24 protein-coding genes and 1 pseudogene are annotated in these 25,617 nt (G+C 34.4%); 14 read left to right on the top strand and 11 right to left on the bottom strand.

Annotated elements, in window-relative coordinates; genetic code table 11:
* Positions 1-202: 202 nt before the first annotated feature.
* The 9 genes from C6H17_RS08685 to C6H17_RS08645 all read right to left on the bottom strand — a co-directional run bounded on the left by C6H17_RS08685 (position 203) and on the right by C6H17_RS08645 (position 8,485).
* Positions 203-1,051, bottom strand: coding sequence for a hypothetical protein (locus C6H17_RS08685; protein WP_223808384.1), 849 nt, complete (start codon positions 1,049-1,051; stop codon positions 203-205).
* A gap of 83 nt (positions 1,052-1,134) precedes the next feature.
* Positions 1,135-2,421: a homoserine dehydrogenase gene (locus tag C6H17_RS08680; protein WP_005219735.1), complete on the bottom strand. Its 1,287-nt coding sequence runs from the start codon at positions 2,419-2,421 to the stop codon at positions 1,135-1,137.
* 153 nt (positions 2,422-2,574) lie between these two features.
* A complete protein-coding gene (locus C6H17_RS08675; protein WP_104731400.1) occupies positions 2,575-3,480 on the bottom strand; it encodes a GT-D fold domain-containing glycosyltransferase in 906 nt (301 codons plus the stop codon).
* Between the two features lie 9 nt (positions 3,481-3,489).
* On the bottom strand, positions 3,490-4,371 hold the full coding sequence (locus C6H17_RS08670) for an alpha-1,2-fucosyltransferase (protein ID WP_005219731.1): 882 nt from the start codon (positions 4,369-4,371) through the stop codon (positions 3,490-3,492).
* 147 nt (positions 4,372-4,518) lie between these two features.
* On the bottom strand, positions 4,519-5,709 hold the full coding sequence (locus C6H17_RS08665; protein ID WP_005219729.1) for a divergent polysaccharide deacetylase family protein: 1,191 nt from the start codon (positions 5,707-5,709) through the stop codon (positions 4,519-4,521).
* Positions 5,710-5,746: 37 nt separating this feature from the next.
* Complete coding sequence (locus C6H17_RS08660; protein WP_005219727.1) at positions 5,747-6,286, bottom strand: hypothetical protein; 540 nt, start codon at positions 6,284-6,286, stop codon at positions 5,747-5,749.
* 12 nt (positions 6,287-6,298) lie between these two features.
* A complete protein-coding gene (locus tag C6H17_RS08655) occupies positions 6,299-6,577 on the bottom strand; it encodes a DUF493 domain-containing protein (protein ID WP_005219726.1) in 279 nt (92 codons plus the stop codon).
* 226 nt (positions 6,578-6,803) lie between these two features.
* Positions 6,804-8,006 (bottom strand): aspartate kinase, encoded by a 1,203-nt coding sequence (locus tag C6H17_RS08650; protein WP_005219724.1) that lies wholly within the window; start codon positions 8,004-8,006, stop codon positions 6,804-6,806.
* Positions 8,006-8,485: an RNA pyrophosphohydrolase gene (locus C6H17_RS08645; RefSeq protein WP_005219722.1), complete on the bottom strand. Its 480-nt coding sequence runs from the start codon at positions 8,483-8,485 to the stop codon at positions 8,006-8,008. Before C6H17_RS08645 ends, C6H17_RS08650 begins: the two co-directional genes overlap by 1 nt.
* Positions 8,486-8,761: 276 nt before the next feature.
* On the opposite strand from C6H17_RS08645, the gene C6H17_RS08640 reads away from it, so the two are divergent.
* The 8 genes and pseudogenes from C6H17_RS08640 to C6H17_RS08610 all read left to right on the top strand — a co-directional run bounded on the left by C6H17_RS08640 (position 8,762) and on the right by C6H17_RS08610 (position 17,307).
* Entirely contained in the window at positions 8,762-9,970 is a 1,209-nt protein-coding gene (locus tag C6H17_RS08640; protein ID WP_005219717.1) for a lytic transglycosylase domain-containing protein, read from the top strand.
* 226 nt (positions 9,971-10,196) lie between these two features.
* Positions 10,197-10,796 (top strand): annotated as a pseudogene (locus C6H17_RS13465) (septal ring lytic transglycosylase RlpA family protein); the annotation flags it as partial.
* 231 nt (positions 10,797-11,027) lie between these two features.
* Positions 11,028-11,795 carry an SPOR domain-containing protein gene (locus tag C6H17_RS13460; protein WP_324737746.1) on the top strand — a complete coding sequence of 256 codons (768 nt, stop codon included), beginning with the start codon at positions 11,028-11,030 and terminating at the stop codon, positions 11,793-11,795.
* A 29-nt stretch (positions 11,796-11,824) separates the two neighbouring features.
* Positions 11,825-12,439 carry a guanylate kinase gene (gene gmk, locus C6H17_RS08630; protein ID WP_005219713.1) on the top strand — a complete coding sequence of 205 codons (615 nt, stop codon included), beginning with the start codon at positions 11,825-11,827 and terminating at the stop codon, positions 12,437-12,439.
* Positions 12,440-12,480: 41 nt separating this feature from the next.
* The gene (gene tatA, locus C6H17_RS08625; protein WP_005219711.1) at positions 12,481-12,753 is read left to right on the top strand and encodes a twin-arginine translocase TatA/TatE family subunit; all 273 of its coding nucleotides are present in this window, start codon (positions 12,481-12,483) and stop codon (positions 12,751-12,753) included.
* A 13-nt stretch (positions 12,754-12,766) separates the two neighbouring features.
* Positions 12,767-14,593 carry an arginine--tRNA ligase gene (gene argS, locus C6H17_RS08620; RefSeq protein ID WP_020995982.1) on the top strand — a complete coding sequence of 609 codons (1,827 nt, stop codon included), beginning with the start codon at positions 12,767-12,769 and terminating at the stop codon, positions 14,591-14,593.
* Between the two features lie 216 nt (positions 14,594-14,809).
* Positions 14,810-15,706, top strand: a complete 897-nt coding sequence (locus C6H17_RS08615; protein WP_020995983.1) for a hypothetical protein — start codon at positions 14,810-14,812, stop codon at positions 15,704-15,706.
* 191 nt (positions 15,707-15,897) lie between these two features.
* The gene (locus tag C6H17_RS08610; protein WP_005219704.1) at positions 15,898-17,307 is read left to right on the top strand and encodes a BspA family leucine-rich repeat surface protein; all 1,410 of its coding nucleotides are present in this window, start codon (positions 15,898-15,900) and stop codon (positions 17,305-17,307) included.
* Positions 17,308-17,503: 196 nt separating this feature from the next.
* Here C6H17_RS08610 and C6H17_RS08605 read toward each other — a convergent pair whose 3' ends face one another.
* Positions 17,504-17,779: a HypC/HybG/HupF family hydrogenase formation chaperone gene (locus C6H17_RS08605; RefSeq protein WP_004087484.1), complete on the bottom strand. Its 276-nt coding sequence runs from the start codon at positions 17,777-17,779 to the stop codon at positions 17,504-17,506.
* Positions 17,780-18,014: 235 nt separating this feature from the next.
* Positions 18,015-18,515, bottom strand: coding sequence for a hypothetical protein (locus C6H17_RS08600; RefSeq protein ID WP_005219702.1), 501 nt, complete (start codon positions 18,513-18,515; stop codon positions 18,015-18,017).
* An 82-nt stretch (positions 18,516-18,597) separates the two neighbouring features.
* On the opposite strand from C6H17_RS08600, the gene C6H17_RS08595 reads away from it, so the two are divergent.
* The 6 genes from C6H17_RS08595 to nhaA all read left to right on the top strand — a co-directional run bounded on the left by C6H17_RS08595 (position 18,598) and on the right by nhaA (position 25,603).
* Positions 18,598-19,500, top strand: coding sequence for an aspartate carbamoyltransferase catalytic subunit (locus tag C6H17_RS08595; protein WP_004087492.1), 903 nt, complete (start codon positions 18,598-18,600; stop codon positions 19,498-19,500).
* 102 nt (positions 19,501-19,602) lie between these two features.
* Positions 19,603-20,085 (top strand): DUF2147 domain-containing protein, encoded by a 483-nt coding sequence (locus C6H17_RS08590; RefSeq protein WP_005219700.1) that lies wholly within the window; start codon positions 19,603-19,605, stop codon positions 20,083-20,085.
* A gap of 211 nt (positions 20,086-20,296) precedes the next feature.
* A complete protein-coding gene (locus C6H17_RS08585; RefSeq protein WP_005219698.1) occupies positions 20,297-21,031 on the top strand; it encodes a hypothetical protein in 735 nt (244 codons plus the stop codon).
* Positions 21,032-21,041: 10 nt separating this feature from the next.
* Positions 21,042-21,491, top strand: coding sequence for a hypothetical protein (locus C6H17_RS08580; protein WP_004087495.1), 450 nt, complete (start codon positions 21,042-21,044; stop codon positions 21,489-21,491).
* A gap of 38 nt (positions 21,492-21,529) precedes the next feature.
* On the top strand, positions 21,530-24,031 hold the full coding sequence (locus C6H17_RS08575) for a UvrD-helicase domain-containing protein (protein ID WP_040463299.1): 2,502 nt from the start codon (positions 21,530-21,532) through the stop codon (positions 24,029-24,031).
* A gap of 60 nt (positions 24,032-24,091) precedes the next feature.
* On the top strand, positions 24,092-25,603 hold the full coding sequence (gene nhaA, locus C6H17_RS08570; protein WP_020995985.1) for a Na+/H+ antiporter NhaA: 1,512 nt from the start codon (positions 24,092-24,094) through the stop codon (positions 25,601-25,603).
* Positions 25,604-25,617: the final 14 nt, after the last annotated feature.

Below are 25,617 nucleotides of genomic sequence, written 5' to 3'. Positions count from 1 at the left end.
GTTGAAAAGTTAAACTTTAAAGTGTAAGTTTGGAAAATATTGTTGTTGGCTTAAGGATAGCGTATTTATATCACACTAACCATAGTATGCTTTTAAAATAGATTGTTGCAAATATATGCAACTACAAATGATATTTACCTTTGTATTTCACACTACATAAAGTAGAAGTTTATGTAAGATACTGCATTGACAGACTAAGAATCTAGGGATACAAACTCTGTTCATGTTGTAAGATTCTAATAACTCTAGAATCTTGCATATATGTATCCCATAAGGCTTTACGCTCAATTGAGAGATTTTCGCAATGTTTTTTATCTGGGGCTAGGGCATTTTTTGCTACTCTCTTTTCTGCTTGGGTGAGTTCTGGGATATACCTATAAAATCTCGCACAAGCACAACTTTTTGCTACAAAATCAACAAGCTGTGTGGGATATGAAAATACGCTTAATCGCTCTTCTTGTGGTCTCACTCTCACACCATTGGAATCTTGTATAAAAATCGTCCTATATGTGTAAATATAGGGTTTGCATATTTCTTCTTTTGGGGTTAATGCAATCTCTAAAGATTGTGTATCCCATGTAAATTTCAATGTTTGAAATGGGGTTATTTTATCATATTGGGCTTGTAAGTCGATACTTGTCGTCTGCATGTCTTTTAATACATAGCTATAATCTTTGATAATGTCAAAATGTGTGAAAATCTCTGTCTTTTTATCCGCTATTATCGCAAAAAAGGCTTCTTGTATATTCATATCTGGGTAGAAATAAGTATCTTTTATCTTTGTCGCACTGCAATCTGGCAATATGCACGAAAAAGATTCTAGAATCTGCATGATATCTTTATCATTTTTATATGTATGTCTTAGTCTTACAAAGGTTTTATCTATAATCTTTGCTTCTTTTATGCTGCTTTTTTTACCCTTATTTTGCCTTGTCAAATAGGCATTATAAAGGGCTGTATAATCATTTACTTCTTTTGGAATCTCTTTTAAAGTTAGCGAATTAGAATCTAGCTTTTCGGTAGTATATGCTAAATTACTGCTAGTCTGCATAAATATATTTGAATCTTTTTTATCATCACAACCCAAAATGAGAAAAGATAGGATAAAAAGACATATGAGATGAATATATAACATTATAAAGATTCTATTCTTATCATATAAGGCTTTTTGCTGACTTCTTTTAGGTTTTCTAATGATTCTAAAGCTTTTTTTATCTGCACTTCAGCGCATGTATGTGTGGCAAGTAAAAGCAGGGCTGAATGTGTGTCAAGGTCTTTTGGCTTTCTTTGGATAAGCGATTGTATAGAAATATTATGTGTGGCTAAGACTTCTGCAATATGTGCCAATACGCCGGGCTTATCATCGACTTGCAATCGCACATAATAGCGGCTTATAATCTTATCTTTTGGTAGTAGCACCATGTTTTGCTCTAAGCTATGCTGAAAGTCTGCGACATAGCCTAGCATAGGTGCGGTTTTACTACGCACAATCTCTATAATATCACTCACAACAGAGCTTGCCGTCTCACTCCCACCAGCACCCGCACCATAATACACGCTTTCACCGACTTTATCGCCTATTACACTGATTGCATTCATTGCACCATCAGTTTTTGCAAGCATAGAATCTTTTGGTATCATACATAAATGCACGCGTAATTCAAGCGCATTTTCCTGCTTTTTAGCAATGCCTAGCAGCTTTACGCTATAATCATGCTCGCATGCAAAGCGGATATCCTCAAGACTAATATCTTCAATCCCCTCAACGATAATATCCTCCATCTTCGCATGGATACCATAGGCAAGTGAAGCAAGTATTAATAGCTTGTGTGCGCTATCACTGCCATTAATATCAAGCGTGGGATCGGCTTCTGCATAGCCTAGATTCTGTGCTTGTTTCAAAGCAGTAGCAAAATCTGTGTTGTTATTACTCATTTGCGTTAGGATATAGTTGCTTGTGCCATTCATAATGCCGCGGATACTTAAGATATGATTCGCGCATAAGCCATCACGCAAAGCCTTGATAATGGGTATGCCACCGCACACACTCGCTTCAAAACCAATGGAAGATTCACTCCCTTTTAGCTCTAGCTCATGCCTATGATATGCAAGCATGGCTTTATTTGCAGTAACAAAGCCTTTTTTATTTGCTAAGGCTTTAAGGGCGATTTTATAAGGCAGCTCCACACCGCCCATAAGCTCGACGATAATATCAATCTCTGGATCATTTAGCGCGTCATCGATATTTGTGCTTAGGGGGATATTGACATTTTTATTGTGAATATTTCTTGCGATACCAATCTTTGGGATAATAAAAGCCCCTGTTCTTGCCTGTATGATATCTCTATTTTGCTGCAAAATCTCAATAACGCTACTCCCCACAACCCCAACGCCAATAATTGCTACATTTATAGTTTTCATAATATACCTTGAATGCTTTTCTTTTCAGTGCGATATTATAACAGCAAAATGATGATTTGGGAAAATTAGGTAAAATGAGATAGGATGAGTTTCCAAAATAGATTCTATGCTAATAGTTTTACTATGGGTCCGTAAAATCACATTCCACAAGCATTACTCATCTGGTGCAAAGAAGTCTTTGATTGTCTCATCTGTCATCTCAACCCCACGCATATATGTGTCATAATCCTTAATAGTGTGCCCTATGTCCAATACCCTAAAGCCTTTTAAAAACATTTCATAAGCAAGTACTTTTCCTGCCGGACCAAGTGCAAACAATAATACCTCATCCCCACTCACTTTATCATTAAGTTCTTTCCTTAGCCTATCAATATCTCCATATGCGTGTTTTGTGGGACCATAAATGTATTCAACTTGAGACCCTTCTAAAATATTGAATTTTATATCTACAAGGATTTTATCACCACAAACGAGCATTATTTTCTTATTACTAAAGATTTGTTTAAACATGTCGTAATGTTTCTGTGTCTCTTCCTTGCGGTTTGAGTCCCAAGCATATACTTGTGAAATACCACCACATGCATACTCTTTTCCGGGTATCGTGCGTTTCATAATAAGATTGTAATTTTCAACTACCCAAGAGTAATCGTATTCTAGCGCAATGTTGTTCGCATCTGGTGAGGGCGAATGAAAATGTCCGCCACTAAGCCCTATTAGCAAATTCTCATAATCAGATAAAATAATCTCCGATAACTTATCAGCTAATTCTTTATTGTATTCTTGGAAAGGAATGCCCCCCCCCCCCATGATAATATACTCACCATCCCCAAAACGAATAATACTTTTATTCGTATTTACCAATTCTTTCATGGTGTCAGCAGCGCTTTTTACTCGCGGTGGTTTCAATATATCAAAGTCATTTTTTATCTCATTTCGAAGTTTGGCTGCAAAGTTAATCCTATGTTTCATATATACCAAAGAATTATTATTGATATCCTTTAAATTATACCTTGCAAGATAAATGATATTTTGTAAAAATCGTTTTAATGAGTATTTCATTATTATCCTTTATTTTGAAGAAATTTTTATCCAATCATCACAGATAATATTGTCATTGTCTAAAAGCCATGGAGTTGGGGCTATGACGATATTATTTGCATCATTATTTAAGTATGCACTCCAAAAACTATACGAGCTATTCGCCAGTATAGCATGTTTGCAATAACACATGAGAAACATGTCTTCATGCTGATTGTCTTGAGTAATTGTTTTTTCACTAAGATTTGCCGAATTGTTTTCATTTAATCCAAGATTTTTTTGAAATTGCTCAGTAAATGACATGTCGGTTGCACCAAATATAAAAAATTTTGGTTCTTCCACACGATCCATAATATATTGTATTGCTCTTTTGTAATAGTCCATACCGAGTTCCCAACCTATTTTGCAATAATCGCCTCTGCGAATATGGATAAAAATGCTATTTTTTGCCTGCAATATTAACTCCAATCGTTGCTTACCAAAATTACTAAAGTTATTAGAATCATAATAAAAAATACTTTTTAATTCTTGCTCAAGTCCCTTTAAATATTTTGCGTTTTGAAAAAATCCACTGAAATATGTAAAATCATTTGGCAAAAGATACTCATCATGAAAATCAAAAGATTGACTATATGCAATATTATGTTTTTTCAAACCAAACATCTTTCTTAAAAGACCGGGTAGCTTCGAAACTCTAGCTTTTGCCTTTTCTATCTGTGTGTTTGTGGCATATTCTAAATCAACATTAAAAATATCTAAGCTAAATTGTGTGGAATTATCTTGTGTATCATACCAAGTTTTATCAAGCAAAACTGGCACTTGTAGGTGTTTTTGCAATGCTTTTGCAAAGGCGTATTGAAACATTTGATTGCCTAATCCACAGGTAAGCTCTACAATCTTATAATCACCCATTAATACCTCTAATTTTGTATATTGACAACTTTTAAACCAAATAATATTGCAATGCCATGTATTTGAAATTGTGGTATTATCATAGCATAAAAATTTATGCAAAAGTATAAGAAAGGTGCGAAATAGTAAGTCATTCTTAGATTGTCATCACTCTAGCAAAGGCAATGGCGTTTTTGTGTCGCTTATATTGTGTTTTTGTAGTAATAAGTCAAGCTCGTTTATATAAAGCATTTCATAATCATTTAATAATATTTCTTTATATTCTTTTAAGACTTGATAGGTTGCTTGCTTTGGGTGTCCTATCGCGATGACATAGCCTTGTTTATCTGCTATTCTTAATGCTGTATTCAGTTGTTTAGTAATGGAGGCAATATTTGTTTCATTATCTAAAAACACATTGCGTGCGATATGGATTTTATGTTGTTCTTTTAAAAGTTTTCCAGCAACACTTTTTGAAGTCGTTAGGGAATCTACAAAGCTAATTTTATGTCTAGCAAGGACTTGCAATAATTTCTGCATATCTTCCCTGCTTTCTGTGTAGCGGCTGCCTGTATGATTATTAATATAGGCTAATTTTGGAAAATCTTTTTTAATTTGTGCGATGTGAGATTCTATTGTTTGGAGGCTATCGCCTATGCGTAAATTTATAACGCCTTGTTGCTCAAAATTATGTGCTTCAAGTGGCAAATGTATCATGTAAAATTCAAGTGTTTTTGCAATATCTGGGTTATTTTTGCTGAAGAATTGCTTTGGAAAAAGCGATAGCGTTAGCTTTAAATGTAATGATTGAAAGTTTTTTATATCTTTTTTGTTTGCTAGGTCATCAATGATTATTACAACCTTTGGCTTTTTGTAGAATCTTTGTGGGTTTTTGGTATATGTTGTGGTTGTTTTGTCGCTATTTTTTATGGAGTTTGGAAACTTATCATTTCTGCAAGGGTGGGTAATATATTCTTTATTGCTAGTAACAGGTGAAATATCGTTTTTAGAATTTGTGTTAGATTGTTTGCTATACTCAAAATGGCAATTATTAGAATCTATTTGTGCTGATATGTGGTTACTCTCATTATTAAAGCTTGCTGAATCTAGCTGTTTTGAATCTTTAGGGTTTTTGCTTGCTGTTGTAGATTCTATATGTGTTTGGATATGTATGGGTGGGGCTTCGTTTATTTGTAAGTGTTGCATAGTTTGCGAGTCTAGAGACAAAGGATTAATATCTTTGTTTTTAGAATCTTTTTCAATGTAATACCATGAAAAGACACTGAGTATAAAGGCTGTGATAATAAACACGAGATATATGATAATAGATTTTTTCTTATGTGATTGCATATCGTTCATAAATTAAGACTTGTTGGGCTGTAACACATGGTTATAGCTATTGTGGTTTTTTATCATCTTTTTGTTTGGTTAGTCTTAACTCTGTTACACCCCTTTTATACATAAGAATAATGCGTGCAAAAAAGGCAATGAGTAAAGTGGCAAGCAATAATTTTAGTATAAGCTCACTTTGATTTAAAAAAGATTCTGAATCTGGACTTGCCATAACTTTTGGCTCTTCATTGAAAATCTTTGCAATGTTTGGTGCATAAAATAAACCAAATAAAAACATAAGGATAGCATTTAGCACATTGCACGCCCATACAAAAAAGGTGCTTTTTTGGAATCTATAGCTCATCGTTTCGTAAAATAGCATAAAAATAGCCGCAAACACAAGCATATATCCAACCTGCAAAAGTATGGGCGCAAGAATAATGCCTTGATCATATTTTGTGATAAGCGTGGTGCTAAAATCATTATTTCTAAACACTATATCTATACTCATGATAATAGATTCTGAAATATTTGTAACAATAATGCCACCTATGCAAACCCCAACAAGAAGCAGATAAAACCCAGCTAAAATCTTTGCAATCATATAAATCCTAAACTAAATCACCATAATAATGCCATGCTGTTTTGTCAAACCATCAAAATACGCAAGCCTCTCAGAATCATCTTTTACTTCAATCGAGCAATTAAGTGCGACATATTTACCATGACTTGAGATATGCTCCACAGGGGCAATATCTGCCTTACCCATAAAGACTTTTTCAATCGCTTCTAGCACAATTTCTTTACTAAAACCTATCACACGATAACGCCATATACATGGATAATCAATCTGTGGTTTTATGTCAATATTTATTGGGCTATGTTGATGATTCATATTATTCCTTTTGTAATCTTCAAGTTATAAAGTTATTCTTTAATATCGACTTAAAATGCATACTAAACCAAGCTTTAGTTCCTAAAGATTCTATACTAACTTATTCTGGCTCTATAGAATCTAAAACCCTATCATATTGAGTGCGTAAGCATGAAATATCTTTTTTAGATTCTGTGTTAGTGCCTACTTACGCTCAACATGACGATTATTAGAATCTAGGATTTTATCATTTATCAAGCTCATAAGCTGCATGGAGTGTTCTCACACTTAATTCCGCATATTTTAAGTCAATTAGCATTGAGATTTTAATCTCACTTGTGCTAATCATGCGGATATTGATATTATCATTTGCCATTGCTTCAAATGCCTTTGCTGCGACACCGCTATGGCTTTTCATACCAACACCTACAATTGATACAATGGCTACTTCATGGTCATAGTCGATTAAATCCGCATTGACTTTAAAGGCTTCTAGTGTCAATTTTGCTTTATCAAGCTCATTTTTTGGCACTGTGAAATCAAGATTAGTTTTACTATCTCTACCTATGGTTTGGACTATCATATCTACATTTACATTTGCTGAAGCAAGTTTGCTAAAAAGCTCTGCGGCAATGCCGGGCTTATCTTTAATGCCAATTAAACTCACTCGTGCTTGATTCTTATCTAGTGCTATACCGCTAACAATAGGTTTTTCCATAATGTTTTCCTCCGTTGTAATAAGTGTGCCTTTATCATCGCTAAAACTACTTTTTGCATAAAGTGGGACACTCCACTTTTTTGCAAGCTCTACTGAACGATTAAGCAAGACTTTCGCTCCCATACTAGCAAGCTCTAGCATTTCATCATAGCTTATTCGCTCAATCTTTTTTGCTTTTTCTTCTATGCGTGGATCTGTCGTATAGATTCCATCTACATCGCTATAAATCTCGCATAAATCCGCATGTAACGCACCAGCAAGGGCTACGGCGGATAAATCGCTACCACCACGACCAAGTGTAGTAATCTCGCCTTTATCACTTAATCCTTGAAAGCCCGTTACAACAACGATATATCCATCTTGTAAATGCTGTTTAATATTTGCAGTATTAATATCTTTAATGCGTGCTTTTGTGTGATTAGAATCTGTGATGATTCCAGCCTGTCTGCCATTAAATGCGATTGATTTATAACCCATAGCATTTAAGGCAATGCTAAGCAGAGCAGCACTGATTTGCTCACCACTGCTTAAAGCCATATCCAAATCTCTCTCATTTGGTATCGGGCTAAAAGATTTACCATAGCCTAGTATCTCATCTGTTACACCACTCATAGCAGACACGACTACAACAAGATTATTGCCTTCTGCGCTTTTGCTTACGCGGTTTGCTACATTTTGTATCCGCTCTGTGCTGCCCATGCTTGTGCCGCCATATTTTTGAACTATTAGCATTAAATATAACCTTCCTTTTTAAAATAGTCTAGCACTTGCGTATAAATATGCTTTTTAAACTTTGTAACCTTTTGTAGCAATGAAGCTAAATCCATAAACGCATATTGTGAAAACTCTGGCTCTTGTGTCTGCAAATTAATCTCTGCAAAGGGCTTTAATTTCACAAGAAAATATTTTTGCTTCTGTCCTGCATAGGGTTTCATTTTTTCTATAACCATAGGTGGAAAGTCATAGGTTAGCCATGTGGGATACTCTGCTAATACTTCTATATCATCTGTGCCTATCTCTTCTTTTAATTCCCTAAATAACGCATCTTTTGGACTTTCGCCCAAATCTATGCCACCTTGTGGAAACTGCCATACATTCTTTAAATCACTTCTTTCAGCGACAAAAAACTCACAAATGCGTGGATATTGCGATGACACAATGATAGCGGCGACATTTAGTCTGTATTGTTTATTTGTATCTGCCCTATCCATTCTAGCTTTTCCCTTTTCTATATAAATCATGCAATATTTAATATTAAAAATGTGAATCTAAGTGTCCATTCTGCTTAAAATCAAATAATTATGTATCAAAAATCCCTATAATGATAGCATTTTCAAAACAAATATTGGTAATTATTAGCATACATGTTGTAGAATTTCGCTTTATTTTTTGAAAATGAAATCTCTAAGGAATTATTTTTGCATTGACTTTACACTCTCAAAGTATTAATTTACACTCTAAACTAAACATTTAAAGGAATATATGTGATGAAAAAGTTTATTCTTGCTTGTAGTATTTCCATTTCTACAATGCAGGTTTTTACAGCACAAATGTTTGCAGATACTCTTAGTAGCATTGACTTTTTAGAATATAGTATGCACACACCAAATACAAATAAGTATTTTAATCGCTTTGATACGACTACAATCAATGCTTTTAATATATCTATCGAATACATTGCGACTTTAGAATCTGAAGGGCAACTCATCGATGTAGATACAACAAAGTGGAAATATCTTACGCGTCAGTTTGACAATGGCTACGAGTTTATCCCTATCTTGCGTAAAATGTTAGCTGATGCAGATGTGCCACAGGAATTTTTATTTCTTGCTATGGCAGAATCTGAGTTTAAATCACAAGCCCTAAGCTCCAAAAAAGCCGCTGGTATATGGCAGCTTATGCCAGCCACAGCAAAAGAGCTAGGACTAATCATAGATGAATATATAGATGAAAGGCAAGATCCTATAAAAAGCACACAAGCAGCTATTAAATACTTACAATATCTTCATAAAGCAACGGGCAAATGGTATCTTGCTGCAATGGCATATAATTGCGGTTTAGGGCGATTAAATCGTGCGATAAGAGAAGCAGAAAGCGATAGTATAGAAGTGTTACTTGATGAAGAAAAGCAATATCTACCACTTGAAACACGCAATTATTTGCGTAAAATTATGTCTATGTCTCTTACATTCTCAAACGCACATGAGTTAAAACAAGCTGATAAAGAATATATGCTTAATCGCGGAGCGGGTGATTCTCTTGTGATTGTGAATGTAAAAGCTGGAAATTCACTTGCAAATATCGCAAAGGGTGCAAATATGAAAGTTGATGATTTATGGTATTATAATCGCCATTTTAAATATGATTTTGTGCCATTTTCACAAAAGGAATATCAAGTATATTTGCCTTATGAAAAATTAAGCTATTTTAAACAGCATTTTAAAAATGCACTTGATACGCGACCGCGTTTTATAACGTATAAGGTGAAAAAAGGCGATAATCTCTCAAGTATTGCAAGGAAACATAATACAAGCGTTGATAGAATAAGACAATTAAATGGATTAAAATCAAATGCACTCATGGTGAATCAAATGCTAAAACTTCCCGCACTAAACACACAACAAAGCATTCAAAAGGGAAGCACGACAGCAGTAAATACCAAGCAGATGAAAACCAAAAAAATCACTAGGAGCTAAATTGCATTTTTTACACAAACATATTTGTATAGCAACGACATTGGGCAGTATTGTTTTATTCAACGCATGTGCCCCAGAGAGTAAGTATAATGGTGGCAATGGTGCATTGCGTAGTTATGAATCAATGGATGCTTATGGCAATAACACCATTAAATATAGGCAAGACTACACACAGCCTACACAATCAAGCTTTAGTAGCACCCTTGTAGCAAACGATAGAGACAATATTAGACAAACACCGCAAAATAATAGAGCCACACAGCAGCACACCACAAGCAAAAAAGGCACAAAATCCACACAAACAAATCAAGCAAATACACATTATGAACCGCCCGTAAAAGGCGATGGGAGCTTTACGCCTACACAATCGCTTTTAGGTGGAATGCGAGATAGTGAAGCAATACAAAGGGCTACTATGCGACCCTACACCGTGCGGGGTAAGACTTACCGCCCACACCCTGTAAAAGTCGGTGATACATTTGATGGTATAGCAAGTTGGTATGGACCAGATTTTCACGCTAAGGCTACTTCAAATGGCGAAACCTACAACATGCACGCACACACCGCAGCCCATAAAACTTTCCCTATGAATACAATCGTTAAAGTCTATAATAAAGACAATGGCAAAACCACTGTGGTGAGAATAAATGATAGGGGACCATTTGTTGAAGGACGCATTATTGACTTATCAAATGTCGCAGCACATGATATTGCTATGGTTGGCAAAGGTATTGCGAATGTGCGAGTTGAGGTAGTAGGCTTTGGTGGAGATTTAGTCCATAATACACCACCAAAAGATTCCAAACCGCAAACAGCACCTAAACAGACCACGCGACAACAAGTAAAACATACAGAATCTAGCCCACAGCCACCAAAAGAACAATACACTGCACCACAACAGCAAAATACAATCTTAAAGCCAAGACAAAATACGCAAGTAACACATACAGAATCTATACCGCAAGAACCAACCACGCACGCAAAATCTACAAGCACAAACCAAACAAACAATACCACACAAACCCATAATAACACCCAAAGCACAGATACTTACACTATGCCTACACAAGATTCTAAAACACAAAGCATAAACTCACAAAATACACCCGCAAATACGCCACAAATAGAATCAAGCTATACAAATCAAACAAGCAGTGTAGCAAATAGTCCAAAAGTAGAAAACAAAGAAATAGATTCCACGCCCTTTGAAATCAGTGAAGAAGAATTACCAGAATTTGAAGATACAACACAAAGTAAAACTAAAGAAGCAAAACATGAAACAAAGCCAAAGCCACAACCAACAAAAGATGAAACTCTAGATTCTGCTTTTGTCGGCATTACCCCAAAACATATTGATAATACAGAATCTATAAAAGACATAGATGAAGCTATGCAAAGGCTAAAAGATTCCACAGAGAATCTTGCTAAAAAAGCACAAAATGAGATAAAAAACCAAGCAAAAGAAAACACGCAAAACACACAACAAACATCACAAAATAAAACAGATTCTAAAGTGGAAAATACAGAATCTAAACAGCCTAGCCACACAGATTCTAAACAATTAGATTCCAATAATACTGCAACAAATGATATTAATAAAGGCAATTTTATGATTTCACTCAATGTTTTTAGTGATGAAAATAGAGCTAAATCATTCAAAGATGATAATCAAAGCATAGTAAAAGACACGAATTATTCAATCGATATTGTGCCAACTGATAAGGGCTATCGTGTCGCTTTGCGTGGATTTAAAACCTATGATGAAGCAAAAGCCTTTATCGCAAAGTATGATATCAAAGGTTATGTTGCACAAGAGAGTAAATAAGATTCTAAAACAAATAAAAAAGGATTCTAGTGAATAATGCTTATTACAATATGCTAATCATATCTGGACCATCTGGGGCTGGAAAAAGCACATTAACAAAGGTTTTGCAGGCAGAAATACCAAACTTCTATTTCTCTATATCCACTACCACAAGGAAGCCAAGGGAAAATGAGATACACGGCAGAGAGTATTACTTCAGCACAAAGGAAGCCTTTAAAGAAGGTATTAGTAAGGGTGAGTTTTTAGAATATGAAGAGGTGCATGATAACTTCTATGGCACAAGCATAAAACCGATAGAAAAAGCCATAAAAGAAGACAAATTTATTCTCTTTGATGTCGATGTAAGGGGGCATAATAGCATTAAAAAATACTATCCACTTGCAAAATCTGTATTTATCACGCCCAAAAATCTACATGTTTTACAAGATAGGCTTTGCAAAAGGGGGACTGATAGCGATGAAGTGATACAAAAACGACTTTTTAATGCGAAAGAAGAGTTAAAATACGCAAATACTTTTGACTATTTGCTAATTAATGATAATATGACAAATTCTAAAAAGGCTATTTTACATATCGCAAAGAGTCTTATGTTTGCAAACCATGAGACAAAGATACAAGCCTTATTAGCACAATATGCTTTATAGCTAAAGCAATAGTAAAAGGTTGAAGACATAAAGGAGAAATAATGGGAAGCATGAGTATATGGCATTGGCTTGTAGTGTTGCTTGTAATTGTTTTATTATTTGGTGCGAAGAAGATTCCAGAACTAGCAAAAGGGCTTGGCAGCGGTATCAAAACCTTTAAAAAAGAAATGGAAGACGATGATGACAAAAAGGTAGAACAAACTAGTAGCGAAGCTAAACCGCAACAAAAGAGTGAAAAAAAGCCAGAGGTTATAGAAGCCCAAGTTATAGAATCTAGTCCAACTATCCAGCAAAAGCAAACCGAGAAAATATAAACGGAAAGCTATAATGTATTACAAGGTAAAAGAATTTCTAACAGAAGCTACGAAAGCCTATCTCTCATCAATAGATCGCACAGATATCGTAGTCCAGCAAGGCACAAACAACGCCTTAAATCAAAGAAAAACTTCATCAAAGCATAATGCAAATATCAGTCAAGATTCCATGATAGAATCTAAAACAGAATCTAAGAAAGATTCTAACAGCTCACAAGAAAAAATAAATCTAATCATCGCATTAGAACACCCAAAAGATAAACGACACGGACACTTTGCAACACCGCTTTGCTTTACACTCACAAAGATTTTACGCACAAATCCAAAAGTATTAGCACAGAGTTTGCAAGACTTTTTTATGCAATATGATTTAGATTCTAATAGCACTAAACCTTTTAAGAAAATGTTTTCATCTATAGAGGCTCTAAATGGCTATTTGAATCTCACTCTCACGCATAGTTTCCTTACATATATGTTAGAAGTAGCATTACAATCACCAAAAGACTTTGCAAAAGGTGAGTGCAAAAATACAAAGATTCTACTTGAATATGTAAGTGCAAATCCAACAGGACCACTTCACATAGGACATGCACGCGGGGCGATCTTTGGGAGTGTCCTGCAACGCATAGGAAAGCGACTAGGCTATGATATAAAGGGTGAATATTATGTCAATGATGCAGGTAGTCAAATCGATATGTTAGCCCTATCTGTCTATAATAGTGCGGCAAAGATTCTAAACTTAGAATCTCTTAGCGGTGAAGTGTATAAGGGAGAATATATTGATTCTGTCGCACAGGACGCGATTAAGCATTTTGGAGAGAGTTTTTTTCGCACAGCAGATTCACAAAAAACAGATATTTTACAAAAGATAGGACTATACGCAAAAGACATGATGCTAGAAGTAATTAAAGAGAATCTAGCTTCTTTATCCATTGACTTTGATTATTTTGTGAGTGAAAAAGAGCTATACACAAGATTTGATGACACGATGAAAACCCTAGAAACACATAATGCCCTTTTACACCAAGATGGTGCAATATGGCTACAATCAACACTCAAGGGCGATGAAAAAGACAGGGTTTTAGTCCGCGATAATGGTATGCCAACCTACATGGCAGGGGATATAATCTATCATAAAGACAAGTTTGATAGAGATTATAATCACTACATTAACATTTGGGGTGCTGACCATCATGGCTATATAGCACGCATTAAAGCAAGTATTGATTTTTTAGGATTTGATTCTAAGAATCTAGAAGTATTACTCGCACAAATGGTAAGCCTTTTAAAAGATGGGCAACCTTATAAAATGAGTAAAAGAGCGGGAAATTTCATTCTCATTCAAGATGTGGTAAATGATATTGGGGCTGATAGCTTAAAGTTTGTATTTTTGAGTAAGAGCCTTGATACGCATTTGGAGTTTGATGTGCAGGATTTAAGTAAAGAAGATTCTTCAAATCCCGTGTTTTATATCAATTATGCAAATGCTAGAATCCATACTTTACTAGAAAAATCTAGCCTATCGCTTGAAGACATAAACAAAACAGACTTAAGCACTTTATTAGATAGTAATGATTCCTTAGGGCAAGATAGCATGCAGCTAATACTGCAAAGTTTAGGGCTTTTTTATGTGCTAAATCAAAGTTATGAAGAGAGAGCATTACAGAAATTATGTGAATATCTAAAGAATCTCGCAAAATCTTTTCACACATTCTACAACGCACATAGAATCTTACAAACCGAGCATGAAGCAGGGATTCTAAAAATATTCTTACTTGTATCTTTAAGCCTTACAACAGGCTTTAATATGCTAGGCATTAATATTAAGACTAAGATGTAAGAAGCAATCATGTCTTGCCATACTTTATGGCATATATCTTATCCGCAATGTTGCGATATACTTTTTTTGTTAGAGCATGTATCATAACTACACGCTTTGTGTGCTGTGTGCTTGTGGCAATAGATTATAAAAACCAAAATATTACCCCCTTTATATCTTAAAAATCACGATTTTTAGTTATACTTTAGATTCCAAATGATAATAGGTGAGGAATATATGAAAAAGGTTAGTGTTAATATCTTTGCTTTCTTAATGGCATTGCTTTTAATCGCTTGTGCCGGGCAGTCTAGCGTAGATAAAGACGATGATAAAGAAGGTGTAGTAGAAGAAATTGCCGCTTTACATGCAGAGATGAATAAACTACATGGTAAAACTTCAGGCTATTATGCGAATGTTGCCATAGCAGACGAAGAGTATGATAAGGCTTATGGACTTCATTATAAGGAATGCAAACTTGGCTCAGTCATTGAATGCTTAAATGCCTATTATATTGGGGAAGAAAGGGCATTAAGTAACTATGATAGTGCGGAGTTTGCAGAAGATCTTACAAAAAGCATTGTAAAGAATGGAAAAGCGTGTAAAAAAGGTGAGAGTTTAGGCTGTGTGAATCTCTTTTTTGCATTTGAAGCCTTAGATGATAACAACGAGTTTTTAAAGCAAATTATCGCACCATCTCTAAAACATTATAATGATGAAATGATCGCAGATAAAGCATTAAATCTTACAAAAAAAGAGTGTGAGAGAGATGATGCGACCTCATGCTTTTTTCATGCGCGCATGTTGCGTATAATAGACCATTATGCTGATGTTGATTATTTTGTAACAAAGGGGCTTGACTTAGGCTATGCCATTGCGCCTTTTGTGAGACTACCTATGCAATCACCCCAAACTATCGATTATTTTAAACGCTCTTGTGCGTTAAATGAAGCTATGTCATGTCGCTATGTTGCATACTGGTTTGATAAATATGAAAATAATAAAAACTTAGCAAAAAGCTTCTATCAAAAATCATGCAAGCTAGGCTTACAAGTCGCTTGTGATGAAATGGGTAAAACTTCTAAGGCAGCACAGCAAGTAGATGAAGTCGGTGCTCCTGTTATCAAACGCAGATAATTACTAGGGAATAAATTCTTAGCCAAATGGTTGAGTGCAGGCTTACGGGGTGCAGAAAATGGAATTAAAATCTTGTCATTTTGATTTATAGGCAAAATATCTTTTTAGATTTCATACTAGGTGTTTCGCCCAAGGTCTAAACATGACAGCGGTTGTTTTAGATTTTAAATCTATAAAGTCAAGGAATAGTTATGCGTTTTATCTTTGTTGCCACTTTATTTTTTTGTCATATTGTAATGCTAGGTTGTGTGAAAAATACCACACTAGATTCTCAAGAAACTACAAGTAAAACAGAAAAAGATTCTAAAGCTGACCCAAACACAGAAGATTCCAAAAGCAATGTAAATAAAGATAAAAAACAAGATACAAAAACACAAGATACAAGCCTAGAATCTAATCTAAAAGACACAGAAAAAAAGCTAGATTCTAAACTCGATTCTAAACAAAAAGCCACAAAGCCAAAAACTACAAAAAAACTTCACGCACCGCAGACAAAAAACGAGCTAAAAGCCCTTGTGGATAACAACGCCATAAAGCTAGGCGACATTGATACAAGTGCGATTAAGGATATGAGTGCGTTGTTTAAAAACTCAATGCGGAAGGATTTTAGCGGTATAGAATCTTGGAATGTCAAAAATGTTACCAATATGTATGCAATGTTTGATCATGCAAAGTATTTCAACCATGATATTTCTAAATGGAATGTAGCAAATGTTACAAATATGGACTTTATGTTTGCTGATGCCATGCAGTTTAATCAGGATATTTCACGATGGAATGTAGCTAAAGTTGAAAGTATGAATAATATGTTTGCAAGAGCTAAGGCTTTTAATCAACCCCTAAATTCTTGGAATGTGGCAAATGTGCGTTATATGAATGCCATGTTTTTTGAAGCAGAAAGTTTTAATCAGAGTCTAAATAAATGGGATACAAGAAATGTTGAAAGTATGCGTGAAATGTTTTATGGTGCAAAGTCTTTTAATGGTGCTTTAGAATCTCTTAATGTGGCAAATGTCATCAATATGAATGCCATGTTTGCTTTTGCTACTTCTTTTAATCAAAATATTAACGCTTGGAATGTAAGCAAAGTAAAATATATGGAAAATATGTTTGAAAATGCGATAAGCTTTAATCAACCCCTAAATTCTTGGAATGTAGGTAGAGTGGAAAGTATGTTTGCTATGTTTAAAAATGCAAAAGAGTTTAATCAGCCCCTAGAATCATGGAGTGTATCAAAAGTGCGTGAAATGCGATCTATGTTTGAAGGGGCGTTGAAATTTAATCAAAGCTTAAATACATGGAATGTAAGCCATGTAACAAGCATGAGTGCTATGTTTAAAAATGCAAAAGAGTTTAATCAGCCCTTAAATAAATGGAATCTTGCTGATGTGTGGAATACGAGTGAAATGTTTAGAAATGCAACTTCTTTTAATCAGGAGTTAAGATTCTGGCGTATGCACAATGTGAGATATATGGATAGAATGTTTGAAGGTGCTATAAGCTTTAATCAAGACCTAGATTACTGGGAGATAAATGCTAAAAGCAAAATAGATATGTTTAAAGATTCTGGTATGGAAAAGCTCCCTAAGTGGTATAAGTGAACATTTGTGTTGAATTACAAATGTTATTGAAGTGTATTAGAATGTGATGCGTTTTTTCTAATTTTCTAAAATAATCTTAGTTGTTTTTAATTGTTATTGATTGTGCTTCATAATTAAAGCTATTTTCTCTGCTTAAAATCTATATCAAAGCTTAAAGGCATGGATTATACCAACATGCTTCTTGTAAGCCACATACTCACAATCCATTTGCCTCTTCTAGCATAAGTCGCTCTTCATCTTCTTCCTGCATGGCTGCTATCATTTCTGCATAGAGTTTTAGACTCTCAATCGCATCTTCTTCATCAATTTTACCCATAACATAGCCAACATGCAGTAAGACAAAATCGCCGATAGCCACATTATCCTGCATTAAATCAAGGCTTGCTTCACGCTGCACCCCAAGTGTATCAAGTGTTGCCATATTTGTTTCTTTATTTATGCTTATGACTTTAGAGGGGATTGCTAAGCACATATTACTTCCTTGAGACAGAATCTTTCAAAACCATAATGCTAACATAATAAGAATAATATGCCACTTAAAACCATACTAATAGAAACTTTGCCATTAAATAATTCTTGCATTGACAAACTAAAATCCATGTCGCAATGAAATATAGAACTAAAATATTCCCCATAATGAAAGCAAAATATTATGTCATTTGATTTCAAATTATTTATACACAGAATCTCATAAAAATCATATAAATTCACAACTTTGAATCCAATATAATATATGAAAAGTCAAATACTGCTGGTTTAAAGGTCTCTATATTAAGCTCTATTTTCATGTTCTTTTTTTCAAAAACAGATGGGTATCTAAACGCAATGAGATAGCCATTTGATAAATTATTATGCAAGACTAGCAAGTCATCAAACTCTCTAGCTTCTACCGGGCGTATCCACAAGGGCTTTCTGCCAAACATGCTAAGCTGCATAGAATCTGGGACTATAACATATTCATCATCGTTAAATATCTCTAAAAAAAAGTATTCCCTACCATTATAAATGCTGCTATCAAGGCTGTTTAAATGCGTTAATCTCGCGGCAATCTTTAGCTTTTCATCAACACCTGAAAGTAAAACCATGCGACTATTTTGTGCTAGTAGCTCAGTCGGCGTATCTAAAAATTCAGACTTTGAGAAATATGATGAGCAACCAAAACACAACACACAAAACAATAATAAAAGATTCCTAAAAACTATCTGCATACATGGCTTTCATATAAAGATTTACTGCGTATTCTAGCAAATTTGTTATAATACTTAGCTAAATTACACTTTAAGGTAAAACATGAGTATAAGGCATCTCATACAAACCACTGATTTACATGTAGAAGAGATTAAGCATATATTTGAACGCACTGCAGCCATGACTGATAATAGAGAAACGCTAAAAAATAAACGATTTATTACCATATTTTTTGAAAACTCTACCCGCACATTAAGTAGCTTTGCCATAGCGATTAAGAATCTTGGCGGGGAAGTCATAAGCCTTGATGTAGCAAAAAGCTCTACTGCTAAGGGTGAGAGCATGGCAGATACCGCTGCAACGCTAAATGCTATGCAGCCACATGGAATCATAGTGCGACATAAAAGTGCTGGCGCACCAAATTTTCTAGCACATTTTACTTCATGTCCTATCATTAATGGGGGTGATGGCGCACACGCACACCCGACACAAGCCCTGCTTGACCTTTACACAATGGCAAATCATTTTGGCGATAATGATTGTTTGCGTGGGTTATCTGTGCTAAAAGGTAAAAAAGTAGCAATCGTTGGTGATATTAAAAACTCAAGGGTAGCAAATAGCAATATTGAGTTACTCACTCGTTTTGGCATAAATGTCGTGCTAGTAGCCCCACCACATTTTCTATACAAAACACGATTGCAAATCGCACATGACCTAAAAGATGTGATTGATGAAGTAGATATTATCATGGCATTACGCACACAAACAGAGCGGCATAACACGCAAATCTATGGTAGCCTAAAAGATTATGCGAATAGATTCTGTATTACTAAAGACTTGATTGAAGGAAGAGATATTATCGTATTGCACCCCGGACCTGTGCATAGAAACATTGATATTGATGATGATGTATTAGCAAGTCCTTGTTGCAAGGTGCTGACACAAGTGCAAAATGGTGTGAAAATCCGCATGGCTGTCATGGAGTTTTTATGCCATGATACATAGAGATTCTCCAAAATATATCACAAAATAAGACATATTTATAATATGGTTTTTTTGTATGTTATAATCTCAACTATTTTTACTAGATTCTATTAAAGGTTTTTTATGCGTTTTCTTCTAACTTGTTTTATGCTGTGTTTTAGCTATGTGTTGTTTGCGAATGATATTGCTGGTGTGTATGCGATACCTTCAAAAGATGATGAATCTTATGTTGAGATTTTTCAAAAAAATGGCAAATTTTATGGTGTGGGCTTTGCAAATAAAAGTGGCAAAGATTCTGGCAACGATGTGAAAAATCCCGATCCAAAGCTTCGCGATAGAAAAGTCGGTGGAAGTGTCTTTTTATGGAATCTTACATATAATAAAGAGAATAATGAATATCATAATGGCAAACTCTATAACTTTCAAAATGGCACAACCTATCATGTAAGTGCAGAGTGGGATAATGGTAAGCTAAAAGTGCGTGTAAGTAAGGATAAAAAAGGCGTATTTGGCAAAACACTTGTATGGCGAAAAATGAGTGAAAAAGAGATTGCGCCCTATCAAGCAAAAAGACCAAATATAGAGTCTTTACAATTACCAAAATGACAAATATATGAGATTGCAATTTCAAGGATAGAATCTACTTTATGTATGTTTTTTGCAGTATTATAAAAGTTTGGTTTTTTATAGAATACTCATTTGTTTGATATGTAAAATTATGATTCTAAAGTGTGTAAAATCTTATAAGGAATTAAAGGTAAAGAATGCTAACTAAAATATGCAATTATAAAACACACAACCAAAAGGGACTAGAATAATGCAAGATAATGCACAACATGCTTTCCTAAAAACCTTTCAAAATCCAATCAAGCCAATAGCCATACCAGATACAAGCATACTGCAAGATTCAAATACGGATTTAACCCAAAATCCCATACAAAAAGAATCTATTGAAACAATAGATTCCACTAAAACGCAACACCCTACAAAAACTCATATAGAATCTAATACCACAAGCACAGCACAAAGCAATCATGTGATAAAAAAATCATTAAAAGATTCACAGCTTTTTTCCAAAACACAAACAATATTACAACATTTAGCAAATTTAAGTGTTTTTGATAGTGAAACCTTGCAAAAAGGAATGAAAATTGATTTATCTAACAGCAATTCTAAATTTTTTGAGTTATACATTGGGGCAGAGCTTCACTTGGCAACTGCTTATATTTATGTTCTTGATGAACGCACATTTGCAAAGCAAGATTCACCATATTTGCATTTCATTCGATGTGAAGCAATAAAAAGGGTATCACAAGAGTTAATAAAAGTATGTGTGCCGACAAAAAATGCCTTTGATTATCGAGTGCGTTCTAGTGGCGTAGATACAAGGCTTTTTTATGAGCATCCCTTGCGTATTTGCCCTGTATGTATAGCAGAGTTGTGTGAGATTTTAAGCACAAAACATAAACGCACAATCCATACAAATCAAATCAAAGAAGAAGAGATTCTTGGATTGCTTTTTAAAAACAAACTAAAAAATCTTGTAATGTAAAAGGAAAATCATGGTTCCATCACTTATTATGTTGCATCTATACGACAAGATTCCAAATGAAGGCATTACGCTTGTGAAAGGCAAGCTAAAAAAACTTGATAAAGTAGGGCTTGCAAAAATAGTTATAGGTTTGCCCTTACTTAAGCTTTATAATGTGCAAATGGTGTTTTGGGTTGGCAGTGTAATACTTGGCATTTTTGGTGTAGGTCGCTTTATGATTGGAGATCGGGTTATTGGTGCATTGAAAGTTAGCCTTTTGTTTATATCTTATGCATTATTGATGATTAGTGCGGTTTTTACGCATTTATCAGATTTGGCTATTGTTTCGCTGAGTTTACTTATCGCAGGTTATGTGGGCTTAGTGGGTGTAGCGATATGGTGGGGGCTTGATATGTTTCTTATCATACCAAAAGCAAAGAGAGCAAATCTCAACAAAATACTACATTTATTCAATGCTTAGATTATAGATTTGATCTCTTATGAATGGTTGCGGAGTTTATGGTGCAAAATAACAAAAATCTAGTTTCTATGAACGAGATAGCACAACTAAACCCAAAACACATTGAAAAAATAATTCAATTTCATGCCAAACAGCTTAGCGATTTTTTACAAAATATTGCACCAAATGGGGAGACTAAACCCCGCACAAAAGCAATATGTGAAAAATTAGAATCTAGCAGTGCCAAAGAGATATTGCAGCATAAACTCATAGTAGAAAAAAAGCATAACTATATCAAGCAAGACTTAAAGCTAAATGAATCTATGCAGCAAGAAATCGCATATAAATGTGAGCAGATACAACAGCTTGGAATCTTATATACAATGTGTGTTGAGAGTGCGTTATTATCGCATTTATACATGTTTTTGGAGATTTACATACAGGCTATAAGAGAGATAGAATCAAAGCATAATATACTAAGCTTTCAATCCATCGCACATAAAGTTTTTGCTATTGCGACTGATACTTTAATGATAGATGGGGATTTTCAAAGTGATTATTTCTTTTTTAGATTAGATTCTTGCATTAGCCATATACTCTTTGATGAATATCAGGATACAAGCATTATGCAGTATAGAATCTTTGAGCCACTTTTTAATGAAATCCTTGCAGGAAGTGGGACAAAAGATTCTAAAAGTTTGTTTTTTGTGGGAGATTCTAAGCAGAGTTTATATGCCTTTCGTGGTGCAAATATCTCTGTATTTGAGAAGACAAAAAGGCTAGATTCCATGCAGCAAGAAAGTCTAAGTCATAATTATCGCAGTAAAAAAGCAATCATTGATTTTGTAAATGATAAGTTTGCAAATCTCTATAAAGAAGAGTATATAAAACAGCTTTATAGTGAGCATTCACAAGATATAAGCGGTGTGGTGAATGTGAAATTATATGAAGACACTGGTGATAAAGAGATAAATAAAAACGCAGTCTTCACAGATACTCTTACGCAGCTAAATAGGCTTATAGAATCTAATGTGCCAAAAAAAGAGATTGTCATTCTAGCAAGAAAAAGGGATACCCTACATGAATTTAATCTATTCTTAAAAGAGAATGATTCTACTATAAAACTAAACCTTGATAAAAGCGGAAAGCTAATAAATCAGCCAAGCATACAGGCAATATTTTATGTCTTTAAAACACAAGAATATAGAGATGAAATAAAGCTTATAGAATCTAGGTTAGGTATGTTGCAAGATTCTACACAGCAAGTAACTATACAACAAGATTTTAGCCCACAAGATTCTAAGCCAAAAGATTCCACAGAATCACTACAAGAAAAGCTAAGAAAAGCAAAAAATAATTATAAATTCGCACAAAAAAAGCTCAATAAACTCTTAGGAAAAAGCTATTTTGATAATCAATATATCGCTATCCCACAACAAACTTCTACATATTATTCACTTGCAAAATCTATAAAAAGCGTTATGGAATCTTTACGATTCTATAATGATGATTGTATGGAGTTACTAGAAATAGCAAGTGAAAATATTGATATAAAAAATATTGATTCTTTGTTTGAGTTTATAGAAAATAGAGAATCTGTAATCATGCAAGAAGAAGCCATTCATGCGATGAGTGTGCATGGGTCTAAAGGGCTTGGATTTGAGTATGTGATATATTTAGACTACGAGGCACAAAAACAAAATAATAATGAAAAAATACTTTATAGTTATAATGATATTTTCTTAGATTCTATACGCATAGATACTACAACAAAGGCTATGAATATTTATAGAGATAAGACATTGCAAGATTTAGCGGATAAAAAAGAGAGGGAAAACCTGCAACAAGAATATAATAATCTCTATGTAGCATGCACGAGAGCTAAAATTGGGCTTTATATATTTGCAAACAAAGAAAGCTCTATCGCAACACATCTTGCTTTAAAAGATAATGAAAACTATGGCGAAGAAATACAGACAAAAAGAGATTCTAAACAAACACAAAATAATCTCACAATTATTAGCAAGTTACAAGCTAAAAATACAACACAAGAAGAGTTTTTACAGGAAAAGCAAGATTCTTTCTATCAGCATAATATTTCTATGCAGCATAAGCAAATACTAGGCTTAAGCCTTCATTACTCACTTGAACTCATGCTAGGTTTCGGCATTAAAAATCCTTATGCAATGCTAAATTTTTTATATGGATTCTATCTAGATGAAAGCATGATTGTAGAGATTTTACAAAAGGCAAATAACATATTTAAATCTAGCCTTGAAAAATTGCTATATATGGATAAAAATACGATAAAATGTGAGCTGTCTTTTCTGCAAGAAAATAGCATAAAAAGATTAGATGCCCTTATACAAAATGGAGAGGAATTTTTTGTTATAGAATTTAAAAGTAGTCAAAATATCAGTGAAGCATTGTTGCAAGAGCATACCGCACAATTACAATCTTATATGGAATCTATTGCTACTATCTCTCAAAAGAAGTCCCAAATAAAAGGCTATTTAGTCTATTTGCAAGACAATGTTGCGGTAAAAGAAATCACTCTATAAAATATAGAATCTTTTAATAAAAAATCAATTATAAATTTTACATATCTTTAAGGTAAAACTATGGGGCTAGAGCATAAAAACATACACGCACAAGAGATGCAACAAGACAAAATCGATCATGCAAACAATACGCTAAAAAACTTCATCACACATGAATCATTTGGCGGTGTTTTACTCTTTTTCTGCGTTACTATGGCAATGATTATTGCAAATACAAACTTTGGAATCTTTTATAATGAATTTTTTGGTATGTATTTGGATTTTCATATCGGCGGGACTAGAGTTATACATATCAGTATTTTACATTTTATTAATGATGTGTTAATGTCTTTTTTCTTTCTCATGGTGGGCTTAGAGATGAAGCGAGAAGTGCTTTATGGGGAGTTAGCCGGGTTTCGTGCGGTAAGCTTTTCTGTGTTTGGGGCTATTGGAGGGTTAGTGCTACCTAGTGCGATATATATTTTTTTCAATCTAGGCACACCGAGTGTAAATGGCTTTGGCGTTGCAATGAGTACTGATACCGCCTTTGCCTTGGGTGTTATATTGCTACTTGGCAAAAGGATTCCAAATGTGATTAAAATCTTTCTTGTAACCTTAGCGGTTGCTGATGATTTAGGTGCGATTAGTGTTATTGCTATCTTTTACACTGACCAGATTAACTGGATTTATATCTATATTGCCATTGTGCTACTTGCTGTGTTAATCACCTTTAATTATTTGGATATTAAGTATTTATCGCTTTATTTTGCAGTGGGCTTTTTACTTTGGATCTGCTTTTTTTTAAGTGGGGTGCATGCTACCGTTGGGGCAGTGCTACTTGCTTTTACAATACCGGGGAAGTCTCAAATATCACAGCATAGCTATCTTGGATTAAAAGAGGCTTATAATAAGCTTTATTTTAAAACTAGGGCAGATTTTACCACTTTTACGCCAAGCCACACAGAAGAGAGAAATAGATTTGGGGCGATTTTGTATGGTTTTAAGGACTTTTTTGTAAGTTCATATCAAAATATTAAGAAATTTATGAGTTCAAAAAGTGATATGGAAAGAGAAGTTGATATGCACAAAGAGCATGAAAGAGTGGAGATTCTAGACACAATAGCTAGATATTCAAAATACGCACAAAATCCACTCGTGCGGATTGAATATATCTTGCAACCTTTAAATGCGTATTTCATCGTGCCTTTATTTGCCTTTGCAAATGCGGGAGTTTCTATTGATTCTAGTCTTAATTTTAGCGTTGATGGAATCTTTTGGGGTATTATTCTAGGTTTAGTGCTTGGTAAGCCCTTAGGCATTTTAGGCTTTACATGGCTTAGTGAGAAACTTCGCCTTGCAAAGCGACCAGAGGGCTTAACAAATACGCAAATCTTTTCTGTTGGTGCATTAGCAGGCATAGGCTTTACCATGTCTATGTTTGTAGCAAATCTTGCGTATAGCTCAAATATGAGTGTAGATTTAGCAAAAATCTCTGTGCTAATTGCCTCTGGCATTGCCGCTATTATCGGCGTAGTAAGCCTTTATTTCAATACAAAAGATTCTAGTGAAGAAGATATTCGTATTGAAGATTAGTGAGTGTGAAAAAA

The organism is Helicobacter rappini (assembly GCF_900198625.1).
In the GTDB taxonomy this organism is placed as follows: domain Bacteria; phylum Campylobacterota; class Campylobacteria; order Campylobacterales; family Helicobacteraceae; genus Helicobacter_A; species Helicobacter_A rappini.
Note: the sequence above shows the minus strand (reverse complement) of the source record. Positions and strands in the feature narration are given on the sequence as shown.

What these genes read in the sequence shown, in the direction of transcription:
- C6H17_RS08685 (WP_223808384.1), bottom strand. Translation starts at nt 1,051, where the DNA reads ATGCAGACTAGCAGTAATTTAGCATATACTACCGAAAAGCTAGATTCT.
- C6H17_RS08680 (WP_005219735.1), bottom strand. Translation starts at nt 2,421, where the DNA reads ATGAAAACTATAAATGTAGCAATTATTGGCGTTGGGGTTGTGGGGAGT.
- C6H17_RS08675 (WP_104731400.1), bottom strand. Translation starts at nt 3,480, where the DNA reads ATGAAATACTCATTAAAACGATTTTTACAAAATATCATTTATCTTGCA.
- C6H17_RS08670 (WP_005219731.1), bottom strand. Translation starts at nt 4,371, where the DNA reads ATGGGTGATTATAAGATTGTAGAGCTTACCTGTGGATTAGGCAATCAA.
- C6H17_RS08665 (WP_005219729.1), bottom strand. Translation starts at nt 5,709, where the DNA reads ATGAACGATATGCAATCACATAAGAAAAAATCTATTATCATATATCTC.
- C6H17_RS08660 (WP_005219727.1), bottom strand. Translation starts at nt 6,286, where the DNA reads ATGATTGCAAAGATTTTAGCTGGGTTTTATCTGCTTCTTGTTGGGGTT.
- C6H17_RS08655 (WP_005219726.1), bottom strand. Translation starts at nt 6,577, where the DNA reads ATGAATCATCAACATAGCCCAATAAATATTGACATAAAACCACAGATT.
- C6H17_RS08650 (WP_005219724.1), bottom strand. Translation starts at nt 8,006, where the DNA reads ATGCTAATAGTTCAAAAATATGGCGGCACAAGCATGGGCAGCACAGAG.
- C6H17_RS08645 (WP_005219722.1), bottom strand. Translation starts at nt 8,485, where the DNA reads ATGGATAGGGCAGATACAAATAAACAATACAGACTAAATGTCGCCGCT.
- C6H17_RS08640 (WP_005219717.1), top strand. Translation starts at nt 8,762, where the DNA reads ATGAAAAAGTTTATTCTTGCTTGTAGTATTTCCATTTCTACAATGCAG.
- C6H17_RS13460 (WP_324737746.1), top strand. Translation starts at nt 11,028, where the DNA reads ATGCCTACACAAGATTCTAAAACACAAAGCATAAACTCACAAAATACA.
- tatA (WP_005219711.1), top strand. Translation starts at nt 12,481, where the DNA reads ATGGGAAGCATGAGTATATGGCATTGGCTTGTAGTGTTGCTTGTAATT.
- argS (WP_020995982.1), top strand. Translation starts at nt 12,767, where the DNA reads ATGTATTACAAGGTAAAAGAATTTCTAACAGAAGCTACGAAAGCCTAT.
- C6H17_RS08615 (WP_020995983.1), top strand. Translation starts at nt 14,810, where the DNA reads ATGAAAAAGGTTAGTGTTAATATCTTTGCTTTCTTAATGGCATTGCTT.
- C6H17_RS08610 (WP_005219704.1), top strand. Translation starts at nt 15,898, where the DNA reads ATGCGTTTTATCTTTGTTGCCACTTTATTTTTTTGTCATATTGTAATG.
- C6H17_RS08605 (WP_004087484.1), bottom strand. Translation starts at nt 17,779, where the DNA reads ATGTGCTTAGCAATCCCCTCTAAAGTCATAAGCATAAATAAAGAAACA.
- C6H17_RS08600 (WP_005219702.1), bottom strand. Translation starts at nt 18,515, where the DNA reads ATGCAGATAGTTTTTAGGAATCTTTTATTATTGTTTTGTGTGTTGTGT.
- C6H17_RS08595 (WP_004087492.1), top strand. Translation starts at nt 18,598, where the DNA reads ATGAGTATAAGGCATCTCATACAAACCACTGATTTACATGTAGAAGAG.
- C6H17_RS08590 (WP_005219700.1), top strand. Translation starts at nt 19,603, where the DNA reads ATGCGTTTTCTTCTAACTTGTTTTATGCTGTGTTTTAGCTATGTGTTG.
- C6H17_RS08585 (WP_005219698.1), top strand. Translation starts at nt 20,297, where the DNA reads ATGCAAGATAATGCACAACATGCTTTCCTAAAAACCTTTCAAAATCCA.
- C6H17_RS08580 (WP_004087495.1), top strand. Translation starts at nt 21,042, where the DNA reads ATGGTTCCATCACTTATTATGTTGCATCTATACGACAAGATTCCAAAT.
- C6H17_RS08575 (WP_040463299.1), top strand. Translation starts at nt 21,530, where the DNA reads ATGGTGCAAAATAACAAAAATCTAGTTTCTATGAACGAGATAGCACAA.
- nhaA (WP_020995985.1), top strand. Translation starts at nt 24,092, where the DNA reads ATGGGGCTAGAGCATAAAAACATACACGCACAAGAGATGCAACAAGAC.